Consider the following 20,772-nt stretch of genomic DNA (forward strand, 5'->3'; position numbering starts at 1 on the left):
AAGTGAAACACAGTATCGCCGATGGTAGTGTGGGGTCTCCCCATGCGAGAGTAGGTCATTTCCAGGCGCCTAATTTACTCGAAAGAGTAGTGATAAGCCCGTTGCTAACGCAACGGGCTTTTTTACGTCTTGAATTTGAGCAAATAGTATTGTGGTTGAAATATTCAGTGCTTGAATGCGTAGCAGAGAATGATCAAACTTTTGTACTTATTTTAAGTTATGTCCGCTTATTCACTCTAACTGTGAGGCAGATCAAGGTTTAACCTGTTTTATTGATACAAAATTTAATTGAGTTAATACACTAATTTATCGTTTGAATGGGGGGGAGCGTTGTGAATACCGTTTTCTACCTTGCTAAATATCATCATTTGCTGCACTTGTGCGTTAAATAAATACATCGACAAATGAAATCTAGATTTATCTGTGAGGATAGCGGTTTTTACAATCTGATATTGATTCGCTTTAGTTGTTATTGCAACTAGGTAACATATTACGAGCCGTTGTCTCTTCTCATTTTATGCATGTCTGGCTCTCTAGCCGATTAATACTGTTCAAGGTTGTGGTGCCGAGACAAGGTTTTTGACAGAGATTGAATAATGTCAGCTTGTTGCGTTAAAAAAGATTGCTGTCACTCATAGAAGGATTTTTAGACAATGAATAACATACTGAAGAGAGTTATATATATCGTTGTTTTTATAGTGCTTATTTTTTCTTTTTGGTGGGGGTGGCAATATTTACAAGTCGCTCCGCTAGCCGATGGTTTAGTGTCAGGTAACGGCAGAATTGAAGCTGTAGAAGTTGATGTATCAACTAAAATAGCGGGACGGGTCGATACCATTTTGGCTCAGGAAGGGGACCTTGTTAAAGAGCAACAAGTTGTCGCGCAAATTAATACCGATCAATTGCGTGCTCAACTGCTTGGTGCTGAAGCTAATGTGGCCAGTGCTGAAAGCCAAGTTGCTTCTGCTCTGGCAACCATCGAGCAGGCAAAGGCTGAGGAAGTGTTAACCGAACAAGAATTGTCTCGGGCTAGAGCACTGGTAAAAGATAACCATATTAGTAAAGAAACCTACGATACAAGAGTCAGTCAGGTTGCTGTAGCTAAAGCTGCGCTTCAAGCGGCTAAGGCAGGCCTTGTGTATCGTGAACGTATGGTGGATGCTGTTAGGGCCAGTACCAAAGAAATCCAAACTCAAATTGATGATTGTGTGCTGAAATCCCCAGTGACTGGTCGAGTGATATACCGACTTGCCGAACCAGGTGAGGTGCTTGGCAGTGGTGGCAAAGTGTTGACTATGATTAACCTTGCTGATGTCTATATGGAGATATTTGTACCTTCGGCACCAGCAAATCGTATTGCGATAGGTGCAGAGGCGAGAATTAAATTAGATGTTCTCGATTATACCATTCCTGCATCGGTGAGCTTTGTATCACCCGAATCACAATTTACCCCAAAGCAAGTTGAAACCCTCAGCGAACGTGAAAAACTGATGTTTCGTGTTAAGGTGCGGATCCCTCAATACCTAGTTCAAAAACACATAGAAGATGTTAAGACTGGCGTGCGTGGCGTGGCTTATATACGCCTGACACCTTTACCCGGAGAGCAGCTGACTCCGTGGCCTGATTTTCTTCAACAATTGTTGCCAGACTCTGAGCCTAATTCAGTCAATCAACATTAATGTGGGTACATAATCATGGACCAACAACACAATCCGATCGTCTGTATTAACAATGTTAGTCATAGATATAAAAAAGTCATGGCGATTGAAGATGTCACACTCAGTATTCCTTCAGGACAAATGGTGGGTTTGCTCGGCCCTGATGGGGTGGGTAAATCAACCTTGTTGGCACTGATTTCTGGGGTCAGAAAATTACAGAGTGGTAATCTTGAAGTGCTTGGCGGTGATATGGCCTCGGCTCGACATCGCTCAAATGTTGGCCCTCGTATTGCTTACATGCCTCAAGGACTTGGCAAGAATTTATACAGTGAGCTCAGTGTCGCCGAAAACCTCGACTTTTTTGGTAAATTATTTGGCCAGGGAGCCTCTGAACGTAAAACCCGCATTGACCGACTCACCCATGCAACGGGCCTTAATGCATTTTTATCACGGCCAGCAGGTAAGTTATCCGGCGGGATGAAACAAAAACTCGGTTTGTGTTGTTCGCTTATTCATGACCCGGATTTATTGATATTAGATGAGCCAACTACCGGGGTCGACCCTCTCTCTAGACGACAATTTTGGCAGTTAATTAACACAATACGCAGTGAACGGCCTAGCATGAGCGTGATAGTGTCTACCGCTTATATGGATGAAGCCGAAGGATTTGATTGGTTGGTGGCTATGGATGCAGGCCATGTGTTGGACTCGGGCACACCTGAAGCACTCAAACTCAAAACCCAATCTGAAAATATCGAACAAACTTTTACTCGGCTACTACCAAAAGAAAAGCGCGGCAGTGGTAATGAGCTTGTTATTCCTCCTTTTGAAAAAACCGATGCTTCACCTGCAATTACTGCCAAAGGGCTAACCCGGCGTTTTGGGGATTTTACTGCTGTCAGTAATGTGAGTTTTGACATTCAAGCCGGTGAGATTTTTGGCTTTTTGGGCTCAAATGGTTGCGGTAAAACAACCACCATGAAAATGTTGACCGGACTGTTACCTGCGTCAGAGGGTGAGGCGTTTTTATTTGGTAAGCCTGTCGATGCCAGCAATATCGACATGCGCAATCGAGTAGGGTTTATGTCGCAAGCTTTTTCCTTGTATGGTGAGCTGACGGTTAAACAGAACTTGACCTTGCATGCGCGTTTGTTCCATTTATCTGCGTCGAAAACCACAGAGCGAATTGATGTACTGGTTGATCGCTTTGGTTTGCGTAAGCAAATGGATGATTTGGCATCATCACTGCCACTTGGGATCCGCCAACGCTTGTCGCTTGCCGTTGCGGTGATCCACGAGCCTGAAATGCTGATCCTTGATGAGCCCACATCGGGTGTTGACCCTGTTGCACGTGACGAATTTTGGGAATTGCTTGTTGAGTTGTCACGTCGCGATAAAGTCACCATATTTATTTCAACCCACTTTATGAATGAAGCGTTACGGTGCGACCGTATTTCATTAATGCATGCAGGTGAAGTCTTAGTTTACGATGAGCCACAACACCTTGTTGAAGCCAAAGGGTCAACGTCGCTTGAAGAAGCTTTTATCAGTTATCTTGAAGATGCGATAGGCCAGCCCCCTCAAAAGCAAGCGCAATTTGAAATAGCCCCTACCTCAGAACCGACGGCATTAACCCAAAGCCAACCACAGCATGCAAAACGCTTTGGCTTTAATTTATCGCGGTTGCTAGCGTATAGTTATCTTGAAATGATGGCGGTAATGCGTGACAAAATTCGCCTCGCATTTGCGTTTTTTGGCAGTGTGATTTTGTTGATTGTGATTGCTTATGGGATCTCGTTAGATATTGAAGATCTGACTTTCGCGGTGCTCGATTATGACCAAACACCGCAAAGCCGAGAATACGTTAGTCACTTTCAAGGCTCTCATTATTTTATCGAAAGACCTGTATTACAAAGTAAAGACGAACTTGAGCGGCGTTTACAGTCTAACGATATCACCTTGGCGATAGAGATCCCGGCCGGTTTTGGTCGCGATATTAAAAAGGGTCAGACTGCACACGTTTCGGCATGGATAGATGGTGCTAATACCACCCGAGCCGGCACTATCGAAGGCTATGTCACTGGTGGCTATATTTGGTACCTGACACAATTAGCGACAGAATCCGGGGTTGATGCCAGTGCACTGTATAATGTCGATTTGCAGTCTCGTTATCGCTATAACCCTTCATTTGAAAGTATTTATTCCATTGGGCCTAAAACGCCAGCGTTATTGTTATTGTTCTTTCCGGCAATACTCATGGCTGTGAGTATCGCCCGTGAAAAGGAAGTCGGCACTATCACTAACTTTTTTGTTACGCCAACCAATAAGTTTGAATTTCTTATTGGTAAACAGCTGCCGTATATCGCTATTGGCATGATCAACTTTTTTATTTTGACATTTTTGGTGGTGTTTTTATTGCAGGTTCCATTAAAAGGCAGCCTATTGGGGCTCACCGTTGGGGCGTTTTTTTATGTGTGCGCTTCAACCGGCATTGGTTTAGTGGTGTCATCTGTCACTAAAACTCAAGTCACCGCGGTGTTTGCCACCACTATTGTATCGTTATTACCCACAGCGCTGTTTTCGGGGCTAGTGCAACCTACATCCACGTTAGAGGGGGGCGGGTACATTATCGGTATGGCGTGGCCGGCAACCTATTATATGCATTTGAGTGTGGCGGCATTTACTAAAGGTTTGCACTTTTTTGACCTGATAGGCGACATCATGATGTTGTCGATATATGGTCCTATTTTAGTGGTTTTTGCTGCGGCGTGTTTGAAAAAGCAGGAGGCATAACCGATGAAAATCTGGAGCAATATTTTCTGGCTTGGTACTAAGGAGCTTCGCAGTGTCATGGGTGACGTGACCATGATAATACTGATTGTGTTTTTATTCAGTGCGCAGATTTATTCGCGTTCAACCGCCATTAGTGAGTCGGTGAATAATGCATCCATTGCGATTGTCGACGAAGACCACTCAACGCTGTCGCGTAACATTGCCAATGCTTTCTATCCTCCTTATTTTAAGTTTGCAGAGCAAATATCTGCCAGTGAGGTAGACCAAGTAATGGATCAAGACCGCTTTATGTTTGTGGTGAGCATTCCACCACGTTTTGAGGCAGATGTGCGTGATGGACGCTTACCGAGTGTGCAAATCGATGTTGATGCAACCGCTGTGACTCAAGCAAGTTTAGGTAATAGTTATATTCAAAGTATCATCACCAAGGAGGTTAACTTTTTTGTTAATCGCTCTAATGTAACCATCGATTATCCCGTAGTATTAGTCCAGCGCCGTGCATTTAATCCTAATGGCACCATGAGCTGGTTTAGTTCAATGGGAGCGCTGCTCGATAATGTCACCTTGTTGGCTATTATTCTGACAGGCGCTGCACTGCTGCGTGAACGTGAGCATGGCACCATTGAGCATTTACTGGTTATGCCGCTGACGTCATTTCAAATCATTATGTCCAAGGTATGGGCAAACGGACTTATTGTGCTGGTTGCTTTTTCGTTGTCACTTTTCTTTATGGTCGAAACCTTGCTGGATGTCCCCATTGCTGGATCCCGTTGGTTATTAGTGGGTGGAACAACGATTTACTTATTTGCCGCAGCCTCGATTGGGATTTTTCTTGGCACCATAGCCCGCACCATGGCGCAGTTTGCCTTACTGTTAATGATTGTGATTATCCCCATGATGTTACTGTCTGGAGGGATTACGCCCATTGAGAGTCAACCTGCCATTGTTCAACCATTCACATGGATATTCCCTTCGCGGCACTTTATGGCATTTTCGCAGGCGGTGGTTTTTCGTGGTGCCGATTTTAGTATTGTGTGGCCAGAGTTGCTGAATATTATTGGGCTTGGGATGGTGTTTTTTGTGAGCAGTTTAGCGCTATTTAGGCGCTCAATTTCGGTCAATAAATAACCGTAAACAGTTAACTGGTTGTTTGTTTCGACATGCCGTTAAATCATTAAGCCACCGATAATGGTGGCTTTTTGGTGTTAACAACAATAAATACTCTGTTATGCGTTATTAATTTTTTGTTTTAAGTCATACGCGTCTTCAGTAATCACTCGTTCTAACACTTCAATACGTTGACGTAACGATCTGATTTCATCGTGCAGTGACTTATTGTTGTTTTCTTGTTGGTTTGCCGCCAGGCTTTGGCGCTCTTTAAGCTTCATAATACTCACAATAAAACTGCCTATAATGGCGATAATTGGGATTAATAGTGCCAGTGTTGCAGGGTTCATAACATATCCTTATTGATGTATTGCGTTGAGAGTTATTGTGACGTTTTCAAATATAATTACCAGTGACAAAAGTCATTTAAACAGGTTTGCAGGCGTAATTGATTATAATGGGTTGTATTTAAGCTATTGAAATATTGTTGTAATTTAATATTTTTATCTATTTTTTTAAATTTATTTATTCATTTGCCTTGATATCAAACACTGTGTCCATATATCTAATTTTGTAGCAGGATAGATAACGAAACGCTCGAATGAGGTTTTACTACTCTGACTATGACAGTGCCGTAAGGGCTGTTACTCACATTGCCACTGTTATGAAATAGTGGTCATTTTTTACATATTGCTTTAGACAAGGATATGAACATGCGAAACTTTAATCTTACACCAGATTTAACACCTCTTTACCGTAGTGCGATTGGTTTTGACCGTTTAGCCCAACTGGCTGAACATGCAGCTGCCAATAATGCTAACAGTGGTTACCCTCCCTATAATATTGAACTGCTTGGGGAAAATCGTTATCGGATCACTATGGCTGTAGCAGGCTTTGCAATGTCTGAGTTAGACATTATGAGCGAGGGTGAGAAACTGTTAGTTAAAGGTAATAAGACGACAAAAACCGATGACCGTAAGTACTTACATCAAGGCATAGCAGAACGTGGCTTTGAGCGGACATTCCAACTGGCCGATTACGTACGCGTTGTGGGTGCGGAATTAGAACATGGCTTATTAAATATTGATTTAGTACGTGAAATTCCTGAAGCAATGAAGCCTCGTAAAATTGATATTGTCAGTACAAACACACTCGGTTAACCCAGTGTAGTTCAGCATATGGGCAGGTAAAGTGGTGGCTTAAAACTTAATGCGACCACTTTATCGTTTATCTTCTTCCTATTGTTTATCACTCCCCAATTTAGCTTATTGCTTACGCCTAGTGTCTATTTGATACTAGGCTTTTTTGTTTAACAGTACAGGCCCCGGACCTTGTGGTTCGAGCAGGTCATCTGGGTTATACAAAGGGCAATGATTCATCGATAAACAGCCACAACCGATACAACCTTCAAGTGAATCTTTCATACTTTGTAATCGACTAATACGCTGAGTGAGTGTGTCTTTCCAATTAACTGATAATGCCGCCCAGTCTTGTTTGGTGGCTGTCCTGCCATTCGGCAGAGAGGCAAATGCGCTGCCAATTTCATCTAAAGATATGCCTAATTGTTGCGCCGCTTTGATAAGTGATATTCGTCTAATGACATCGCGTGAATAACGACGTTGATTACCTTGGTTACGCCAACTGCTAATCAGGCCTTTTTGCTCGTAAAAATGGATTGCAGAGATGTTAATTCCACAACGCTTTGCCACTTGGCCAACACTCAATACTGCTTCTTCTGACATATACACTCCAAATTTTTTATTATTTTGGCAAAATTAGCGCTTTACCTCAAGTTAACCTGAGGTATTAAGCTGTGTTGCATTAATCATAAGGAGATAAGTGATGCGATTAGAACATTTAAATTTGGTAGTGAATGATTTGGAAGAAACATTGGGTTTTTATCAGGCTGCGTTTCCACATTGGCGAGTACGTGGTGGCGGTGAGTCTATATGGCATGGCACCCCACGGAAATGGCTACATTTTGGTGATGATTACCATTATTTATCATTGAATGATTCTGGTACAGGAAATATGCGTGATGTTAAAAGTAACGCTTTGGGTTTAGCTCACTTTGCCTATGTGGTGGATAATATCGATGCGTTAGTGACACGGTTAGCGTTGGTGGGGTTTGGCGTTGCTATTATGGGCGCAGAAGATTTTGCTTATAAAAGTCGTTATTTTATTGACCCTAATGGATTTGAAATTGAATTTGTTGAGTATTTGACTGATATTCCCAGTGAGAGAAATCAATATGATTAATGATACAACCATGGGGCTTATGGCTTTATTTCATAAACCCCATAGAAATGATCTTAGTTATTTGAGGTATTCAGATAAGTCACTGTTGGCGTCAATTTCGACTTCTTGTTGCTTACCATGAAATAAATAGGCAGTTTGATCGCCAATTAACGTCAATTTATCTCCCTGACGCCATAATGCACTACCTTCTTGGATACCGATAACGGGGGTTAACGGGTCGACAATGGTAAACTCTAATAATCGTTGCGCACGAGTTTCGCCGTTATGTCCTGGCATTTGGTAATTAGTGTAATGCGGGTTTAACTGAAAGGGCAGAATACTTAATGCAGTAAAAGAAGGAGGCTCTACAATAGGCATATCATTGGTGGTACGAATACTGGTACCTGTGATGTTTGAGCCTGCACTCCAACCTACATACGGCATGCCATTTTGAACTTTTTCACGGATTAAATGCACTAAATCGTAGCGGTATAGCTCGTTTAACAGTTGGAATGTATTGCCTCCACCAACCAAAATCCCCGCAGAATCTTGAATGGCTTGTTTAGGGTCGGCAAATTGATGAATACTGCTAATGGTTATTGGCAGAGGGTCTAGTGCTGTTTGCACTTTTGTTAAATATTCATCATAACTGACACTCACGCCTGCATAAGGAATAAATAGCCATTGTTGCCCTGGTTGAGTGAGTGGGCGGATAAGCTCAACCGTGTGAGTTAAATAGGCTGAATCACCGACGCGCGAGGCGCTTAACATTAATGCATTAATGCTCATAAAAATTCCTTTTTTGTTCTTATTTTCGATAGTTTATCAAAGATTAACCATTGCATACACTGAGTTTATCATCGATTGATGTTTTTCAGTTTCAATTAATAATCTCTCCCTAGACTCTGCTCGCTAGATTTTTAAGTAGGGTTTTATCGATGTAAAAAGACTCATAAATCTTTTTTAATATAACTAAGCTTGAATTCTAAAATTATGGACATATTATGTCTGTAGTAACAATCGTAAATCGGCATTTTGCCATACAGGAGCTTAAATGAAGCGTATATTTTTGTTGATCGCAACCAACCTTGCCATATTACTGGTTGCCTCAATTGTTATGTCTATTCTAGGGGTTAATACCCAATCTATGGGTGGACTGTTAGTATTTGCTGCCATTTTCGGTTTTGGTGGCTCGTTTATCAGTTTAGCCATTTCAAAATGGATGGCTAAAAAGACAATGGGTTGTGAAGTCATTACCCATCCACGTGACAATACAGAGCGCTGGTTAGTTGAGACCGTGGCTCGCCAAGCAGAAAAGTCTGGCATTAAAATGCCTGAAGTTGCGATATATCAATCACCAGAAATGAATGCATTTGCCACTGGTCCAAGCAAAAACAACGCACTTGTCGCGGTTAGCTCGGGTTTACTTTACGGGATGACTCAAGATGAAATCGAAGGTGTACTTGCCCATGAAGTGAGCCACGTTGCTAACGGTGACATGGTGACATTAACCTTAATTCAAGGTGTGGTGAACACCTTTGTTATTTTTGCTGCTCGCGTGGTTGCTGGCATTATCAATAATGTTGTGTCTAGCAATGATGAAGAAGGTGAAGGCTTAGGCATGTTTGCCTACATGGCAGTGGTTTTTGTATTAGACATGCTGTTTGGTATTTTGGCCTCGATGATCGTGGCTTACTTCTCACGTATTCGCGAATTTAAAGCTGATGAAGGTGCAGCTCGTTTAGCGGGTAAAGGTAAAATGATTGCTGCGCTAGAGCGTTTACGCCAAGGCCCTGAATCAGGCGCGATGCCAGCACAAATGTCGGCCTTTGGCATTAACGGTAAACGGTCAATGGCAGATTTTATGATGAGCCACCCACCGTTAGAGAAACGCATTGCAGCATTAAAAAATCTTTAATCACTAATATTTACAGTTTGTTAGATGGTAAAGTTAAATAAGGAGCCTTAGGGTTCCTTATTTGTTTTAAAAACCTAACTTATGATTGAATATTGTGATTAATTTGTTCATCCATAGCGTGTTATCAATATTTATAGCTTATAGTTATCCATTGTTATGTTGTTTATACTGGGATTAAGATAGGCTGGTCTATTGCCTGTTATATGCTCAATGAAAGACTAGTGGCTTTGCTGGCGATAAGTAGGTCGCGATTATTAATGTATAGATTTAGGAAGGTGTTATGCTAACAAAAGCTATTTCTCAAGCTCAACTCAGAGAATGGCAGCAAGAAATAAATGATATTTCTGCCGAGTTTCGTCTCACCGTTACCTTTAGTCAAATAAACATTACTGATCATCGAGTGCAGGACATTTGCATTAGCCAAAGCGCAGATGAGCGTACTCGTCAGCAACACCAAATCAGCTTGTTACAACATCTTTGTCTTATCCCTACCGTCACAGCATCAGATGGTCAAAATGCAAAAGTGTACCACCAGTTAATCCGCGATCAGCATGGGTATGTATTAGCTGCACTCAGCTTTAGCTCAATCAATCATAATCTTAATAAACCAGAATTATTCCAAGAGCTCACCGCGATTCAAACACGCATTGCTGATATGTTGAGCAGTGCCATACGAGTCTATGTGCAAAATATCGATCTCGAGATTAAACATGATCAACAGGTGACACATGATGTTGATGTTCAGGCTTTTATTGATGCATTTGATGAACATGTGTGGATAAAAAATACTCAAAGTATTTATATCGCTTGCAATAAAAGTGTCGAACGCGCTTGGCGAAAATCAAAAGAGCAAATCGTAGGTAAAACCGATTTTGATTTATTTGACCAACGTACAGCAGAACAGTTTCTTGAAAGTGATAAATTGGCTATTGATACTGGCTCTACGGTAGTGGTGTCTGAATGTGAAGAAGTGGATGTTAATTTTAATAAAGTCTGGCTAGAAACCATTAAAGCGCCCGTGTTTAATGCCCAAGGTGAATTGACGGGTGTTATTGGCATGACCCGCAACATTGCCAAGCACAAAGAGGCACAAGACCAACTCATTCTGGCTGCTAATGTATTCCAAAATGCTGTTGAAGGAGTCGTTATAACAGATAGCGACGGCAATATTACTGAAATTAACCAAGCATTTACTGATATTACCGGATACAGCCGCGAAGAAGTGTTAGGCCAAAATCCACGAATGTTAAGATCAGGTCGTCATCCCAAAAGCTTTTTTGATAAGTTATGGAACACGCTATTGGTGCAGGGAAAATGGCATGGTGAGATATGGAATCGCCGTAAGCATGGCGCAATTTTTCCTCAAGCCATTACCATTAGTGCGGTATTTGATAAACAAAATATCATTCAATATTACGTCGCGGTATTTGCTGATATTTCGACACAAAAGCAAAATGAAGAAAAGCTGAAGAATTTAGCTTATTTTGACCCATTGACGCAGCTGCCTAATCGCATGCAATTTATGTCTTTGTTAGAACAAGAAGTTAACCACTCTCATAGAGCCAAAAAGCAACTTGCGGTTGTTTTTCTTGATATCGATTTTTTTAAGCATATTAACGACAGCCTTGGCCATGTTATGGGCGACGAAATATTAGTTGAATTAGGCAAGCGCTTGTCTTATGCATTATCAGATTTCGATGTGTTAGCCCGTCTAAGCGGTGATGAGTTTGTTGTAATGCTGCCCAATATTATGAGTACTGATTATGTTACATCAACTCTCGACCGTATTCGCAGTGTTTTTGAATTACCCTTTATCCTTGATAATGCACAGTCTGTAAGACTGACGGCCAGTATGGGGATCAGTATTTACCCCAGCGACGGTGATGATCATGACAGCTTATTGCGCAATGCGGACGCCGCAATGCACCGAGCCAAACATGACGGCCGCAATAACTATGCGTTTTATACTGAGTCGATGACCAAGCAAGCTATTGTGCAAATAAAGTTACAAACGGCGTTACATCAAGCTCTCATCAATGAAGACTTTTATTTAGTGTATCAACCTAAGCTGGCATTAAGTGATTTATCAACGTGCGGATTTGAAGCGTTAATACGCTGGCATGACTCCATTTTAGGGGATATATCTCCTGGTGAGTTTATCCCTATTGCTGAAAAAATTGGTTTAATTTGGGATATCGGCTTATGGGTGTTAAAAACGGCTTGTTTGCAAGGTGTTGCGTGGTTAACTCAAGGGAAATCTTTTGAGCGTATCTCGGTCAACGTCGCCAGTTTACAATTGCAGCGCAGTGACTTTGTTGAAAAAGTTAGGCTGATTTTATTGGAAACAGGCTTGCCGGCAAAACACTTAGAGTTAGAAGTGACAGAATCTTGCATGATGCACGATCCTGATGCCATTATTCGTGATTTAAAACTATTAGGTGCGATGGGTATTGCATTGAGTATTGATGACTTTGGTACTGGATATTCGTCATTAAATTATTTGAAGAAACTCCCCATTGATAAGCTTAAAATCGATCAATCTTTTGTGCGTGATATTCCGCACGACTCGAATAATACGGCCATTGCCAAGGCGGTAATTGCATTAGGCCACGCATTGAATTTACAAATTATTGCTGAAGGGGTCGAAACGCAAGCCCAGGCAGATTTTTTACGCATTAATGGTTGTGACTTTGCCCAAGGTTATTTATACAGTAAACCAAGATTACCAGATGCATTAGCCGATTTTTTACCACCAGTGGCTGGTGTTAGCCCTTAAATATTGGCATAACGAAAAAAGCCAGCAATGTTATGTGCTGGCTTTTTATTTACGCAGGAGTGTTATGCGTATACGTCTACATTCACGGTAGATGATTTACTGTTAGCGGTTTGTGTCTCGCCACTATTGTAAATACTGTTTAAAGCTTCATAAAAAATACTGCCGATATCATCATCTGATAATCCTTCAGTCATTGGCTTTAACTCATCTAAAACTGACTTTAATTCAATTTGCTGTTCTTCAGTTAATGATGCCAGCATCTCTGTCGTTGATTGCTGCTCTTCTTCTGTCAATGTCGACACTGCACTGTCTAATCCTGGTGGAACTCCACCTTTTGGTGGTGGCGGACCGTCAGGACGAGGTGGACGTTGTGTACTCTCTGTCGATGACATTTGCATCGAGGTACTGCCACTAGTTACTTGCATATTCCCTCCTTAATATTTTGCGTTAACTACTTTTTTTCGGTGGTTTATTCGAGTCATCTGGCGCATTGTCTGGCACAGCTACTAATTTACCGTCTATCATTTTGCAGGTCGCTTCAAGGGTATCACCACGTCGATTTTCAAAGCTGACTTGACTGTTTTCAGAACTGCTTGCACAGGCATCAATTGCCTCCTGTGGTGGTTTGCGACCGGGAGGATTGGCAAACACAGCTGCAGAGACAACTAAACTCAATGTAAGTAAAGTGATATTGATTGGGTTAAGGGTCATGATGGCATTCCTAAATGGGTTTCTTAAGGTAATATAAACCAACAATGTGGAGAAAATGTGCAGAATTTAAGGAGATTGTATTCAGATTTTACGCGTCACTAGTGCAGCGTTATATTGCTGGTTATACTGTATTTTATGCAAATATCCCAAAAACTATTTTTAGCCTTTGTTGGCTTAACCAGTATTGTGCTTATCGCCACGTTATCGTTAGCGCGGTGGAGCTTTGACCAAGGTTTTTTAGATTACATTAATAGCTTAGAGCAAGAGCGCCTGGCCAGCTTGTCTGAAGATATATTGACACTCTATGCAACCAGTTTACCTGCAGTAACAGAAGAAGCAGAGTCGGTACTTGGTTGGTACAAGCTTAGCCAAAACTCACTAAACCAAACTATTTTGACACACTCTCGTTTGCCGCGTATTCCCAGAGACAATAACGCCAATGGCTTTGATAAACCACCTCGTCCGGCTGGTCGATTAGCAGAACAACCACGTCAAGGCCCTCGTCAACCACCACCTAATATGCGTCCAGGCGCTTCGAGCCATCGCGGTGGCCCACCGACAGGGTTATATTCGGCTGACGATCAATATATTGCAGGTACTGTAATCGATAAGAAAGTCGATACCATTAGTTATCCGCTGATGTACAACCAACAAGTGATTGGCTACTTATACAGTAATCCCATGCGAGAAATTGTTTCGTCATCTGCAACGGCATTTGCCCAGCAACAGCGATGGACGAGCGTTGGCATTGGCCTTGTGTGTTTATTATTAGCCAGTGCAATTGCATGGTGGTTAGCACGCTTTTTATTGGTGCCGGTAAAACAAGTGATGTTAGGTGTGTCGTATTTGTCTAAGGGCGATTATGACCAGCGAGTCATGGACACTCAACGTGCCGATGAACTCGGGCAGTTAATGGCTAATATTGATCATTTAGCGATGACGTTATCGAAAAACCGCAGTGCTAAAAATCGTTGGTTGGCAGATATTTCCCATGAGTTACGCACACCGTTGAGTATTTTATGTGGCGAGATAGATTCAATTAAAGCAGGGATCAGAGCATTTGACTCAACACAGCTCATATCGATTGAACAAGAAGTATTAAGAATGAAGCATTTGGTCGACGATTTGTATGAATTGTCATTGTCAGATGTGGGTGGACTTCGTTATCACTTAACGACGGTAAATATTAGCGAGTCGTTAGACAGCACCTTGGTTAGTATTGCTTCATCTATGCATGAAAAAGGCTTAACGCTGAGTAAACAGATTGCGCCAATGCTATTTGTTTCTGCTGATGTTAGGCGTTTAGAACAGTTGTTTATTAATTTATTGATGAACGCGATGGCGTATACCGACAGCCCTGGCAATATAGACGTACAGTTAACATCGCAAGCAAGTACGGTTATTTTAACCATTAACGATACCAAACCCAGTGCGACAGAAGCGGAATGTGAACATTTGTTTGAACCTCTGTATCGCCAGGATACAGCAAGGACTCGCAGAGGCAGTGGTGCAGGTTTAGGGCTTACTATCTGTAAAAATATCGTCGAAGCGCATAACGGTAGTATTACCGCAACCCCATCATTAATGGGTGGATTATGCATTAGAGTCCAATTACCTTTGTTAAGGAAGTCAATATGAGTGGATTTGCTCATCAACAGCCAATGACCGTATTAGTGGTAGAAGACGAGCCAAAGATTGCACAGATATTGGTTGATTTTTTATCGCTAGAAGGCTTTAACACACAAGTGCAATATGACGGTAGGGATGTGATTGAAACGATTAAAACTCAGTCAATCGACTTTGTCATTTTAGATTTAATGTTGCCTTATAAAGACGGCCTAACGATTTGCCGTGAAATTCGTCAGTTTTCTATGATGCCAATATTAATGCTCACTGCTCGCGTTGACGAAATTGACCGATTGATGGGACTGGAACTCGGAGCCGATGATTATGTGTGTAAACCTTTTTCGGCAAGAGAAGTGGTTGCAAGAGTTAAAACCATTTTAAGACGGGTTGAAAATACCCAAGGCAGTCAAAATGAACAAATTATTCGATACAAACACATTGACTTAAATATTGAGCGATTTAAATGCCATGTTGATAAGCAAGAAGTTGAGTTAACACCGGTTGAATTTAGGTTGCTACAAACAATGCTCAAACGTCCCGGTGTCGTGCACTCTCGCGACAGCTTAATGCAAGTGTGTTATGTCGATGATCGTATTGTTAGCTCTCGTACTATCGACAGTCACGTCAAAAACTTACGGCATAAACTGGCTCAGGTGACTAAACAAAAAGAAGTATTACACTCTATTTACGGAGTGGGTTATAAGGTCGAGTAATCGATACCCTGTTTACATTAACTCCTTGAAGTCTGCACATTTTCTGCACGGTTATTTGTTATTGTACTGAAAAGGATTTCGTAGGGATAACCGCATGTCTTCATTGATGATTTATTTACTATTGTGTTGCCAGTGTGTGATTCTTATCAGCTTGCTGGTGGTCTTTTTTAACGCAGAACTAGACCCAAATTTAACCGATCCCGATTAACGTGGTTCATTTTACCGCTTTCATATCTCACCGTGACGCTTACCTGACACCATGTTCATATCAATGGATTAAATTACTCGTTAAACATTAGCGAGTTTTTTTAACTAATCGCTTATGTTTACTCGCTCCGTGGCTGGCTTTTGTTTAGAATGTCTGTGTTATTGGCATTAATTATGAGTTGGATGACTTTTTCGTCTAAGTATTAGACCAAGGAGTGATAGCTCATCGTATAAAGATGCCATAAGATACTTTTTCCACTGGCAAGCGCCATTCGGAATACATTTAAACTGAGGTGGACTGTTTTTCTGCCTAGGAGCATTAATGCAACTGTTTGTAAAAGATTTAACCGTTATCGATTTTTCATACCTTTGCCCCATTCGTGGCATGGTAGGAGAAAGCTGGATCGTCGATATATTGTTAGATGGTGGTTTAGATGACCAAAATATGGTGTTGGATTTTGCTAAAGTAAAACGCATCATTAAAAATACCATAGACGATGTTGCTGATCATCGCTTACTTATCCCTACCGCCTGCAGCGAAGTACGTTGGCAGCAAAAAGGCGATCGGGTATGGATGGATTTCTCAAGTCAAAAAGGTGACATTCACCTAGCGTGCCCGTCGCAAGCTTTTGCGCTTATTCCAACCGAAATTATTGATTACGAAAGCGTTAACGACTTTCTCAAAAAAGCCTTGCGTGAAGCATTACCCGAAAATGTTCAAGGTATTAGCATAACGTTACGTAGTGAAGTGCTTAATGCACCGTTTTACCATTACAGTCATGGTTTACGTAAACACGACGGTAACTGTCAGCGTATTGCACACGGCCATCGAAGCCCTGTTACCGTATTTGAAAACGGCATCGCAGAACCTAAGTGGGACCAATACTGGGCTGAACGTTGGCAAGATGTGTATCTCGGTACCGAAGAAGATCTTGTACCGGTTGATACCTTAGCATTGTCTAAACAAACCAATATTAGCGATAAAACCCATTTTGGTTTCCATTACATGGCGCCTCAAGGTGATTTTCAACTTGCGATGCCAAAAGAGTGCTGTGATTTGATCCCGCACGACACAACGGTCGAATTACTCGCAGATTACATGGCCAATACATTGGCGAATAAAGTGCCAGAAAGTCACTTTAAAGTGATTGCCTATGAAGGTATTGGCAAAGGGGCCATTGCGGTAAAAGGTTAATCGAGTAATATAAACGGGCTGCCAAAAGGTGGCCCTTTTTTTATTTATTTCACAAGGAATGCGCTTTAATGTTATTAAAAAAATCTCCTGGTAAAGTGATTTCTGTCGCCGCCATATTGATGGCGAGCTTATTGTGTTTTAGCACCTTTGCAGCAGCCGTGACATTTCAAGGCCAATTTGAGCAAGGGGCATTAGTCAGAGGTAGCGTGCCAGCTGGCAGTAAAATATTACTTAATGGTGAAGCGGTAAAAGTGACTCCTAATGGACAGTTTGCGATTGGTTTTGATCGTGATGCCGCCGTTGACCAACTCTTTAAAGTGACTTACCCAGACGGATTAACCGAAATTAAGCCGCTAAAAATTGCAACCAAACAATACAAAATTGACCGTGTGACTGGGATTAGTCAAAAAATCATGAAACCTGATCCTATCGCGCAGGCAAGGGCGGCGAAAGATGCGATACAAACCCGAGCAGCGCGAGATATCTTTAGTGAACAACAGGCTTTTATGCAATCGTTTATCTGGCCAGTAACTGGCAGGATTTCGGGCGTTTATGGTAGTCAGCGGGTTTACAACGATGTACCTGGCAATCCACACTTTGGTGTTGATGTCGCGCGTCCAACTGGCACCGTTGTCGTTGCACCTGCTGATGGTGTGATTACGTTAGCCGAGCCAGATATGTTTTATTCTGGTGGCACTGTGATTATCGACCACGGTTATGGCGTGAGCTCTACCTTCTTGCACTTGAGTAAACTGTATTTAAAGGTCGGTGATAAAGTTGTGCAGGGTGATAACGTCGCTGAAATCGGTGCCACCGGTCGAGTAACGGGTCCGCATTTAGATTGGCGTTTAAACTGGTTCCAAATGCGTTTAGATCCCGTCTCGATTGTACCGCCAATGGCGGCCGTGCTGGCAGCTAAAAAAGCGGCAAAATAGTATTAAGCCACATGTAGGGTTTAGGTATGGTTATTGAACCTGAACCTTCTATTGATGGGTCATGTTATTTGATAGTCATGTTATTGAATTGAACGTGGACTGCTTATTTTTTAATGCTTACTGCTTACTTCTTACTTCTTGAGCTATCAGAAGATTTCATCATGAGTAGCGGTAAGTTAGAGCGTTCGGGTTAAGTAGAATATTATTGTTGCGGTGAGCAAGCAGTAAACAGAGCATTCAATTATGATTGCTCTGTTTACTCAGGATGGATTTAACTGTTTGTCATTTCTTTAATCATGTCTAACGCAACGGCTTCTGCAATACTGATACCGTCAATACCCGCCGATAAAATCCCGCCAGCATAACCGGCACCTTCACCTGCAGGATATAAACCTTTGGTATTAATGCTTTGGAAATCAGCACCACGTTTAATCTGTACCGGTGACGAGGTACGAGTCTCAACGCCGGTTAACATGGCATCTTTACTGTCAAAACCACGAATTTTTTTACCAAATGCCGGGATGGCTTCACGAATAGCATCGATAGCAAATTGCGGTAATGCATCGCTTAAATCGGTCATTTTTACGTTAGGTTTATAAGAAGGCTCAACGTTTTCAAACGGTTTACCCACTCCCGCCGCTAAAAAATCGCCAACCATTTGTGCAGGAGCGTCGTAATTACTGCCGCCCATGATATAGGCGTGGCGTTCTAATTTACGTTGTAACGCAATACCTTGAAGTGGATCGTTATCAAAATCACTTGGATCAATGCCAACTACGATGGCACTGTTGGCATTACGTTCACTGCGCGAATATTGGCTCATGCCATTAGTCACTACCGCATGTTCTTCTGACGTAGCCGCCACAACCACACCGCCAGGACACATACAAAAGCTGTAAACACTGCGACCACTTTTACAATGGTGGACTAACTTATAATCAGCTGCCCCTAACATTGGGTGACCCGCGTTAATGCCAAAGCGATCTTTATCAATCATCTCTTGCTTGTGTTCAATACGAAAGCCAATCGAAAATGACTGCGCCTGCATATACACGCCTTTATCATGTAGCATTTGGAAAGTATCGCGGGCGCTGTGACCAATAGCAGCAATGACATGCTTAGAATGTAATACTTCGCCATTTCTCAGCGTCACACCCGTGACTTGGCGGTCAGTAATATTGATTTCATCAACACGGGTTTCAAAGCGAATCTCACCGCCTAATCGAATGATCTCACGGCGCATTTTTTCCACCATGGTGACCAACTTAAAGGTACCTATATGTGGTTTACTCACATAAATGATTTCAGCGGGTGCACCCGCAGCCACAAATTCTTGTTTAACTTTTAAGCCTTTAAATCCAGGGTCTTTAACTTGGCTATATAACTTACCATCAGAAAATGTACCCGCGCCACCTTCACCAAATTGTACGTTAGATTCTGTGTTTAACTCACTGGTACGCCAAAAGCGGAAGGTATCTTTAGCACGTTCGTGGACAGATTTTCCACGCTCTAAAATAATCGGTTTAAAGCCCATTTGTGCCAACATAAGCCCAACAAACAAGCCGCAGGGTCCCATGCCGATAACCAGTGGGCGTTCCGTTAAGCCTTCAGGTGCTGTTGCGACATATTTATAGTCGGTATCTGGCGATACGCGGATATTATGGTCGTCAGCAAGTGATGCCAATAACGCGGCTTCGTCTACGTTGGCTAATGTCACATCTAATGTGTAAATTAACGAAATTAAATTCTTTTTACGGGCATCATATCCACGCTTAAACACATGTATATCAACCAGTTGATCCGCTGAGATAGAAAGCCTTTGCAATACGAGCTCTTGCAGCGCATCTTCATTATGGTCGAGAGGCAATTTTATTTGGTTTAAACGGATCATGATTTACCTAAAAATAGACTTAAAAAAACAGCGCGTAGTTTACGTGATTTAACATTAAAATGAAATTATCTATTGATGGTACATGAGCTATGTCTTGCTGCATTCTTTATCATCATGATTAATGGGTAAAATAGCTCACTCAGTGTAGCCCATTCTAGTGGATGAGCTGAGCGTATGAGCTGAGTGTTTATAAGTGAGTAGGGGAATAGGAGATGCATATGTTGCGATGGATGATATTACTTTGTAGCGTAACCGTTTGTGTGAACGTGCAAGCTGCTATTAATGTGACTTTATTGAGTGATAACGGGATTGAGAGTTGGACTTCTAAAGTATTCTCTGGTGAATCAATTTACAGCGTTGAAGACTATAAAGGGCGCCTAGCATTAAAAGCACTCAGTCATCATTCTGCATCAGGACTGGTGCTAGAAAAGCAAATTGACCTCATTGCTACGCCTTATCTAAACTGGAGTTGGTTAGTTGAACAGACGTTGTCGCCGTTAGACGAGCGCAGTAAAGCGGGAGATGACTTTGTGGCGCGAGTTTATGTGGTTATGGATGGCGGTTTTATGGTGTGGAACACCAAATCATTAAACTATGTTTGGTCGAGTAATCAAGACAAAGGCTTGGTGTGGAACAACGCTTTTGCTGGCTCAAGTGTTAAAATGATGTCTGTGCGAGGACAGCAATCGCAACCCGGTCAGTGGTATGACGAAAAACGCAATGTGTACCAAGATTTGATTGACACATTTGGCGATAAAGGCAGTGAAAAAGCTAACCGCAAAGCGTATCAATACATCGATATGATTGCGATTATGACCGATACCGACAACAGCGGCAAAAATGCAGAATCGTATTATGGTGACATAATATTTACTGAAAAATAGTCACTGATCAACCGGAATTCACTGGGTACTAAGCGGCCTAACTAAGCCACATTGCTTGTTACTTTACCGTTAATTAAAGCGCTGATTAAACTTTATATCAATCGCTTGCATGTATCTCAT

19 protein-coding genes are annotated in these 20,772 nt (G+C 42.0%); 13 read left to right on the forward strand and 6 right to left on the reverse strand.

All coding sequences use genetic code 11. The annotated features are described in order from the left end of the window. From AC19MX_RS17555 to AC19MX_RS17570, 4 genes are all read left to right on the forward strand, one after another. Positions 1-263, forward strand: a 263-nt coding sequence (locus AC19MX_RS17555) for a hypothetical protein (protein WP_498299316.1), incomplete at its 5' end; no start/stop codon positions are given. A gap of 390 nt (positions 264-653) precedes the next feature. Continuing rightward, complete coding sequence (locus tag AC19MX_RS17560) at positions 654-1,679, forward strand: HlyD family secretion protein (RefSeq protein WP_432403965.1); 1,026 nt, start codon at positions 654-656, stop codon at positions 1,677-1,679. A 15-nt stretch (positions 1,680-1,694) separates the two neighbouring features. After that, positions 1,695-4,451: a ribosome-associated ATPase/putative transporter RbbA gene (rbbA, locus tag AC19MX_RS17565; protein WP_432403962.1), complete on the forward strand. Its 2,757-nt coding sequence runs from the start codon at positions 1,695-1,697 to the stop codon at positions 4,449-4,451. A 3-nt stretch (positions 4,452-4,454) separates the two neighbouring features. Further along, the gene (locus AC19MX_RS17570; RefSeq protein WP_432403958.1) at positions 4,455-5,579 is read left to right on the forward strand and encodes an ABC transporter permease; all 1,125 of its coding nucleotides are present in this window, start codon (positions 4,455-4,457) and stop codon (positions 5,577-5,579) included. 98 nt (positions 5,580-5,677) lie between these two features. Here AC19MX_RS17570 and AC19MX_RS17575 read toward each other — a convergent pair whose 3' ends face one another. Then, on the reverse strand, positions 5,678-5,908 hold the full coding sequence (locus tag AC19MX_RS17575; protein WP_432403955.1) for a hypothetical protein: 231 nt from the start codon (positions 5,906-5,908) through the stop codon (positions 5,678-5,680). Positions 5,909-6,271: 363 nt separating this feature from the next. On the opposite strand from AC19MX_RS17575, the gene AC19MX_RS17580 reads away from it, so the two are divergent. Then, the gene (locus AC19MX_RS17580; protein ID WP_432403952.1) at positions 6,272-6,718 is read left to right on the forward strand and encodes an Hsp20 family protein; all 447 of its coding nucleotides are present in this window, start codon (positions 6,272-6,274) and stop codon (positions 6,716-6,718) included. Positions 6,719-6,853: 135 nt separating this feature from the next. Here AC19MX_RS17580 and soxR read toward each other — a convergent pair whose 3' ends face one another. Then, positions 6,854-7,300 carry a redox-sensitive transcriptional activator SoxR gene (gene soxR, locus AC19MX_RS17585; protein WP_432403948.1) on the reverse strand — a complete coding sequence of 149 codons (447 nt, stop codon included), beginning with the start codon at positions 7,298-7,300 and terminating at the stop codon, positions 6,854-6,856. A 97-nt stretch (positions 7,301-7,397) separates the two neighbouring features. Between soxR and AC19MX_RS17590 the strand changes: the two genes are divergently transcribed. Further along, positions 7,398-7,817, forward strand: coding sequence for a VOC family protein (locus AC19MX_RS17590; protein WP_432403945.1), 420 nt, complete (start codon positions 7,398-7,400; stop codon positions 7,815-7,817). 57 nt (positions 7,818-7,874) lie between these two features. On the opposite strand, the gene pepE is transcribed toward AC19MX_RS17590, so the two are convergent. Beyond that, the gene (gene pepE / locus AC19MX_RS17595) at positions 7,875-8,585 is read right to left on the reverse strand and encodes a dipeptidase PepE (RefSeq protein WP_432403942.1); all 711 of its coding nucleotides are present in this window, start codon (positions 8,583-8,585) and stop codon (positions 7,875-7,877) included. Positions 8,586-8,850: 265 nt separating this feature from the next. On the opposite strand from pepE, the gene htpX reads away from it, so the two are divergent. After that, positions 8,851-9,714, forward strand: a complete 864-nt coding sequence (htpX, locus tag AC19MX_RS17600; RefSeq protein WP_432403938.1) for a protease HtpX — start codon at positions 8,851-8,853, stop codon at positions 9,712-9,714. A gap of 280 nt (positions 9,715-9,994) precedes the next feature. Then, positions 9,995-12,490, forward strand: coding sequence for a putative bifunctional diguanylate cyclase/phosphodiesterase (locus tag AC19MX_RS17605; RefSeq protein WP_432403936.1), 2,496 nt, complete (start codon positions 9,995-9,997; stop codon positions 12,488-12,490). A gap of 62 nt (positions 12,491-12,552) precedes the next feature. Here the strand turns inward: AC19MX_RS17605 and AC19MX_RS17610 are convergent, their stop codons facing one another. Continuing rightward, positions 12,553-12,915, reverse strand: a complete 363-nt coding sequence (locus AC19MX_RS17610) for a hypothetical protein (RefSeq protein WP_432403933.1) — start codon at positions 12,913-12,915, stop codon at positions 12,553-12,555. A gap of 22 nt (positions 12,916-12,937) precedes the next feature. After that, entirely contained in the window at positions 12,938-13,201 is a 264-nt protein-coding gene (locus tag AC19MX_RS17615; RefSeq protein ID WP_432403930.1) for a hypothetical protein, read from the reverse strand. Positions 13,202-13,336: 135 nt separating this feature from the next. Between AC19MX_RS17615 and AC19MX_RS17620 the strand changes: the two genes are divergently transcribed. The 4 genes from AC19MX_RS17620 (at position 13,337) to AC19MX_RS17635 (ending at position 17,877) form a co-directional block, all read left to right on the forward strand. After that, the gene (locus AC19MX_RS17620) at positions 13,337-14,839 is read left to right on the forward strand and encodes an ATP-binding protein (protein WP_432403926.1); all 1,503 of its coding nucleotides are present in this window, start codon (positions 13,337-13,339) and stop codon (positions 14,837-14,839) included. Next, positions 14,836-15,540 (forward strand): response regulator, encoded by a 705-nt coding sequence (locus AC19MX_RS17625; RefSeq protein WP_432403922.1) that lies wholly within the window; start codon positions 14,836-14,838, stop codon positions 15,538-15,540. The genes AC19MX_RS17620 and AC19MX_RS17625 overlap by 4 nt, the downstream gene beginning before the upstream one ends. A gap of 529 nt (positions 15,541-16,069) precedes the next feature. Next, positions 16,070-16,942 (forward strand): 6-carboxytetrahydropterin synthase, encoded by an 873-nt coding sequence (locus tag AC19MX_RS17630; protein WP_432403919.1) that lies wholly within the window; start codon positions 16,070-16,072, stop codon positions 16,940-16,942. A gap of 119 nt (positions 16,943-17,061) precedes the next feature. Then, a complete protein-coding gene (locus AC19MX_RS17635; RefSeq protein ID WP_432403975.1) occupies positions 17,062-17,877 on the forward strand; it encodes a M23 family metallopeptidase in 816 nt (271 codons plus the stop codon). A gap of 271 nt (positions 17,878-18,148) precedes the next feature. Here AC19MX_RS17635 and AC19MX_RS17640 read toward each other — a convergent pair whose 3' ends face one another. Next, complete coding sequence (locus AC19MX_RS17640; protein WP_432403916.1) at positions 18,149-19,768, reverse strand: NAD(P)/FAD-dependent oxidoreductase; 1,620 nt, start codon at positions 19,766-19,768, stop codon at positions 18,149-18,151. 218 nt (positions 19,769-19,986) lie between these two features. Here AC19MX_RS17640 and AC19MX_RS17645 point away from each other — a divergent pair, with 218 nt between their 5' ends. Next, complete coding sequence (locus AC19MX_RS17645; RefSeq protein ID WP_432403913.1) at positions 19,987-20,652, forward strand: DUF3047 domain-containing protein; 666 nt, start codon at positions 19,987-19,989, stop codon at positions 20,650-20,652. Positions 20,653-20,772: the final 120 nt, after the last annotated feature.

This window comes from Shewanella sp. MF05956 (assembly GCF_059758055.1).